4 protein-coding genes and 1 pseudogene are annotated in these 4,598 nt (G+C 25.7%); 1 reads left to right on the forward strand and 4 read right to left on the reverse strand.

Going from position 1 to position 4,598, the window contains the following annotated elements; all coding sequences use genetic code 11:
* Nucleotides 1-481: hypothetical protein (locus ACRDBA_RS16865; RefSeq protein ID WP_438574096.1), on the reverse strand; the 481-nt coding region annotated here is incomplete at its 3' end.
* 334 nt (nucleotides 482-815) lie between these two features.
* Here ACRDBA_RS16865 and ACRDBA_RS16870 point away from each other — a divergent pair.
* Nucleotides 816-1,613, forward strand: a complete 798-nt coding sequence (locus ACRDBA_RS16870) for a 5'-methylthioadenosine/adenosylhomocysteine nucleosidase (RefSeq protein ID WP_438574097.1) — start codon at nucleotides 816-818, stop codon at nucleotides 1,611-1,613.
* Nucleotides 1,614-1,696: 83 nt separating this feature from the next.
* Here ACRDBA_RS16870 and ACRDBA_RS16875 read toward each other — a convergent pair whose 3' ends face one another.
* The 3 genes and pseudogenes from ACRDBA_RS16875 to ACRDBA_RS16885 form a co-directional block, all read right to left on the reverse strand.
* Nucleotides 1,697-2,164, reverse strand: a complete 468-nt coding sequence (locus ACRDBA_RS16875; RefSeq protein ID WP_438574098.1) for a hypothetical protein — start codon at nucleotides 2,162-2,164, stop codon at nucleotides 1,697-1,699.
* A 303-nt stretch (nucleotides 2,165-2,467) separates the two neighbouring features.
* The gene (locus ACRDBA_RS16880; protein ID WP_438574099.1) at nucleotides 2,468-4,480 is read right to left on the reverse strand and encodes an FtsX-like permease family protein; all 2,013 of its coding nucleotides are present in this window, start codon (nucleotides 4,478-4,480) and stop codon (nucleotides 2,468-2,470) included.
* Nucleotides 4,470-4,598, reverse strand: a pseudogene (locus tag ACRDBA_RS16885) (ABC transporter ATP-binding protein); the annotation flags it as partial. The gene ACRDBA_RS16880 and the pseudogene ACRDBA_RS16885, both read right to left, overlap by 11 nt.

Genomic DNA, 4,598 nt, shown 5'->3' on the forward strand with positions numbered 1-4,598 from the left:
CATATCTTAACTCATTTATCAAACTTAAATAAAACTCTTCTTTAGTATTGTAATACTTAAATAAATCCTCCTTATCTTTCTTTGATGTGTAATCATTTAGTAAAATAGACTTTTCCTCTATGCAATTAATGTTATAGAAAGTACTTATATAAAGACTTTCTATATTTTTTAAAGTCTTACAGCGTAAACTAACTACTTCATTAATACAAATTATAAATTTATCATTAATAATTTTTCTTTTCTTTAAAATTCCATCTAATACTACCTTCTGATATTTACTTATACTTTGTTGCTTTATATCGTCTTCAGTAACACTTAAAATTCCATCATCAAAAACAAAGCTATCAGATAAATATAACTCTACTATACTAGCAGCTGCAATGCATTTTAGTACTACTTTCTTATCTGAATTTATTTTAGCTTTTTCTTTCCCATTTAATGATATTAAAGCAAATTTTTCCGAAAAACTCAGTTCTCTCATTAATAAAGCCTCCATCAGTGATGTTACTTATATAAACTAAATAAAATAAGTAAAGCTTGTTCAAACAAATTAAAACAATAGTCTTAATAGTATAATTCAACTACTAAAACTTAAAATATATGTATTTATATATAATATACAAATTGCATTTTTATGTTAATTAATTCCTTTTTACGTATATTATCTTTTATTTTCTTGAGTAATTTAATTATTTTTAATATAAATCCGAATATTTGTGTTGATTTTTAATTTAATGTATGTTATAAATATGTTTGTAACAAGATATAACTTTTATCTGTTACTTTAAAATTCAGTGCATAGGAGATATTTACAAATGAAAAATAAATTATTATTAGTTTTTGCTATGCTAGTTATACTAGTAACATCTTTCGTAGGTTGTAACTCAACTGTTACAAGCTCTCAAACAACTGGAGAAGAGGTTCTTGGAGTTATAGGTGCTATGGAAGAAGAAGTTGAATTATTAAAAGAAAAAATGACTGTTGAAGAAACTGTAACAGTTGCAGGTATGGACTTTTATAAAGGTACATTTGAAGGAAAAAATATAGTTTTAGTTCGTTCAGGTGTTGGTAAAGTTAATATGGCAACTTGTACTCAAATATTAATAAATGAATTTGATGTAACTGCTCTTTTAAATTCAGGAGTTGCAGGTACACTTGACCCACAATTAAACCAAGGTGATATTGTTATTTCTACTGATGCTGTTCAACATGATTTTGACACTACAGTATTTGGTGATCCACTTGGTGAAATTTCAAGATTAGGAATTACATTCTTTAATGCTGATTCTAAAATGATAGAAACTGCAAAGAAGTCTGCTGAAAATATTTCTGGTCTTACTATTAAAGAAGGACGTATTGCATCAGGTGACCAATTTGTTGCTGGTGGTGCTATAGCTGATAGAATTAAAGAAAACTTTGGTGAAGTATCAGCAGTTGAAATGGAAGGTGCTGCAATGGCACAAGTTGCTTACTTAAATGAAATTCCATTTGTTATCCTTCGTTCAATTTCAGATAAAGCAAATGGTGAAGCTGACCTTTCATATGAAGAGTTCTTACCAATAGCTGCTAAAAATGCTAGTGCTTTAGTGGAAGAATTTATTAAACAATTTTAATTAACAAACTTAATCTTTAATGATTTCATAATTAATAAACCATCACTAAATAATACTACTCTATTTAGTGATGGTTTCCTTTTTTATTCTATGTAACTTATATTATTTTTGTTGCACCATTCTTTTGCTAAATTATATTCTGCTTCTTCTCTAAAATCATACCATTCTTCTATCTTACCTATTTTTCTTATTTGCTCAATTATTTCTCTTATTTCATCTTCTCCACCATTTGAATCACCTATTAAACTAGTTAAGCTATCATCACTTATATCCTTTGAAAATTCCTTAAGCATATTATATTCATTTATTTCATCTACGCATGGTAATTGAATATAATCCTCTGGATTAGCCTTTAAATCATGTAAAGCTGTTATTAGTTCTCTTTCCCATTCTTCAAAGCTTTCTATATTATTTATATCTTCAGCCTTATAATTAGCTGAACTTTCATCTTCTAAATAAATAATTACACCTGTTTTCTTATTATAATAATGTGTTAAAACTTCACCTTCAAATTCTATAGCTTCCATTACATCACTTAATTCTACCTTCATATGTCTACCTCCAACTATTTTATTCTATATTAACATAATATCTAAATTTTTCCCCTTAATATTTAAAATAAACAGACTTTTTAGCTTTAAGTTGATTTTTAACTCAATCTAAAGGTTATAAATTAGTTATCTACTGGAATGAACCTTGTCAACTCACACCTAAAGATAAGGGAATTTTACAACGGTTAGCCATCAGGTAAATATATAACACATAAATTTTATTAAACAAAAACACCTAGATAAATTACTCTATCTATTAAAGATACTCCAGTAATTTTTACTAAGTGTTTTCAATATTTTAAATTATAGATTACTCTTAACTATATTTTTATATCCTGTATATGTTGCATAGAAATATCCTATATAAACTACTATAAATATTAAAGCAGTAATTATTGAACTTGCTCCTATATCAGGCTTATTAAACATTGCTATAAAATCATTGGCAACCATTATTCCAACAATAGAATGAACTAATGCTAGTGTTATAGGAAGTGCAAAATACATAAAAGTTTGAGTAAATATAGTTTTATTTATCATTTTATTATTTGCACCTAACTTCTTAAGTGACTTATATCTATCAATACTATCGCTTGCTTCAGATAATTGTTGAAGCGCTAATACTGCCATACTTGTTATTAAGAAAACAATTCCCAAATATATTCCAACAAATAAAATTGTAGTTGTACTACCTTTATTTTCAGCATATATTTGATCTCTTGTATATCCACTAATAAATCCTACCTTATCATAATCTACTTTTCCAACTCTATAGTTTGTAAATAATGTAGTTAACTTTTCTTCTGATCTTTCTCTATTGCTTTCATCATAATTTATATTTAATACATTATCTCTAATTTCAAATCCATTTGTTAATTCATCATTTACTACTAAAGTAGGAAAAGTATTTTTCATATAGCTAGTTTGAATATTTTCTTTTAGTATTTTATTGTCTTTTATTAATAAATCTTTATCTTTTAACTTTACTGTCTTATTATTTTTTAAATATTCTTCTAATACAGTTGTTTCGTTCATATTACTTAATAATAAAGCTTCATTTTCTCCTAATTCTATATTTTCCCTACCTTCTAATGCTCTAATATCATTATAATGAGATAACTTCATAACATTTGCGTTATAATATAATTTTCCTAAAGCTTCTCTACCTTTTTCACTTACTCCATCTCCAAACATTTCTTGTAAGCTTAAATTTGAATCATATAAGTCATAATAAACATAGCTTTCTCCATCATCAAAAGAAAACTGGAGATTATTTAATGATTCTTCTATTGTTTTTATTCCATCCTCATCACGAATAAACATTACTGCACTAGCATCAAATGGAGTTGCTTCCTTTAATCCGCCTTCTAATGCTGTTTTAAAGCTTATTCCTGTAGATAATACAGACATAGTTATAAATAACATTAAGCATATTAAAGCCATAGATATAAAGTTAGTATTTATCTTACTATTTAATTGTTTAACTACAAATATATTTAAACCTTTAAAATACACCTTTTTATTTTTCTTTACTATAAATAATATAAACCCTGCTAAACTAAAGAAGAATAATATTGTGCCTAATATTCCTAAAGCTATAGATATTAAAAATTTTGAATTTGTAACATCTAGTCCTATATCTAATATTAATTTATATGCAAAACCTAAACTTACTATAGACATTATAAATGATATAAAATAAGTAATTGGATTTTTAAACTTTATGTCTTCATTTTTTCTTCCTGCTGTTAAAAGGTCTATTATTTTATATTTAGATATAATAAATGTATTAAATATTATAACAAGTAAAAACATTATTCCAAAGTATAAAACTGTTTTTACCATTGCTGGCATAGATATTACAAAGCTATATTCACTCATACCTACATCAAAAAGCTTAGCTGTAAATACCGATAATCCTTGTGATGCTACTATACCTAATAAAAGTCCACTAACTAAAGATATAAATCCAACTAAAATAGTTTCTATAATTAATATTCTAGATATTTTACTTTTCCCCATACCTAGTGTCATATATATTCCTAATTCTTTTTTACGCCTTTTAATTAAGAAATTATTGGCATATAAAATTAAGCTTCCTAAAATAACTGATACAAAGACAGATATATATCCTATAGTTTGTATTAACATTTCAGTATATTCCTTACCTGCTGCGTTCATTTCCATAATAGCCTTTTGTGATTCTATAGAATTAAAGCTATAAAATATACAAACTGCTAAAGTAAGTGTTAAAAAATATATTGTATAATCTTTAAAGCTCTTTCTTACATTTCCTATAGCAATTTTAGAATACATTATTGTCATCCCCCCCAAGAAGAGTTATAACTTCTATTATCTTATTAAAGAATTCTTTTCTAGTATCATTTCCTCTTACAAGCTCACTAAATATTTTTCCATCCTTTATAAATAAAAT

Origin of the sequence: Clostridium sp. (assembly GCF_051654825.1) — a bacterium.
GTDB lineage: Bacteria > Bacillota > Clostridia > Clostridiales > Clostridiaceae > Clostridium.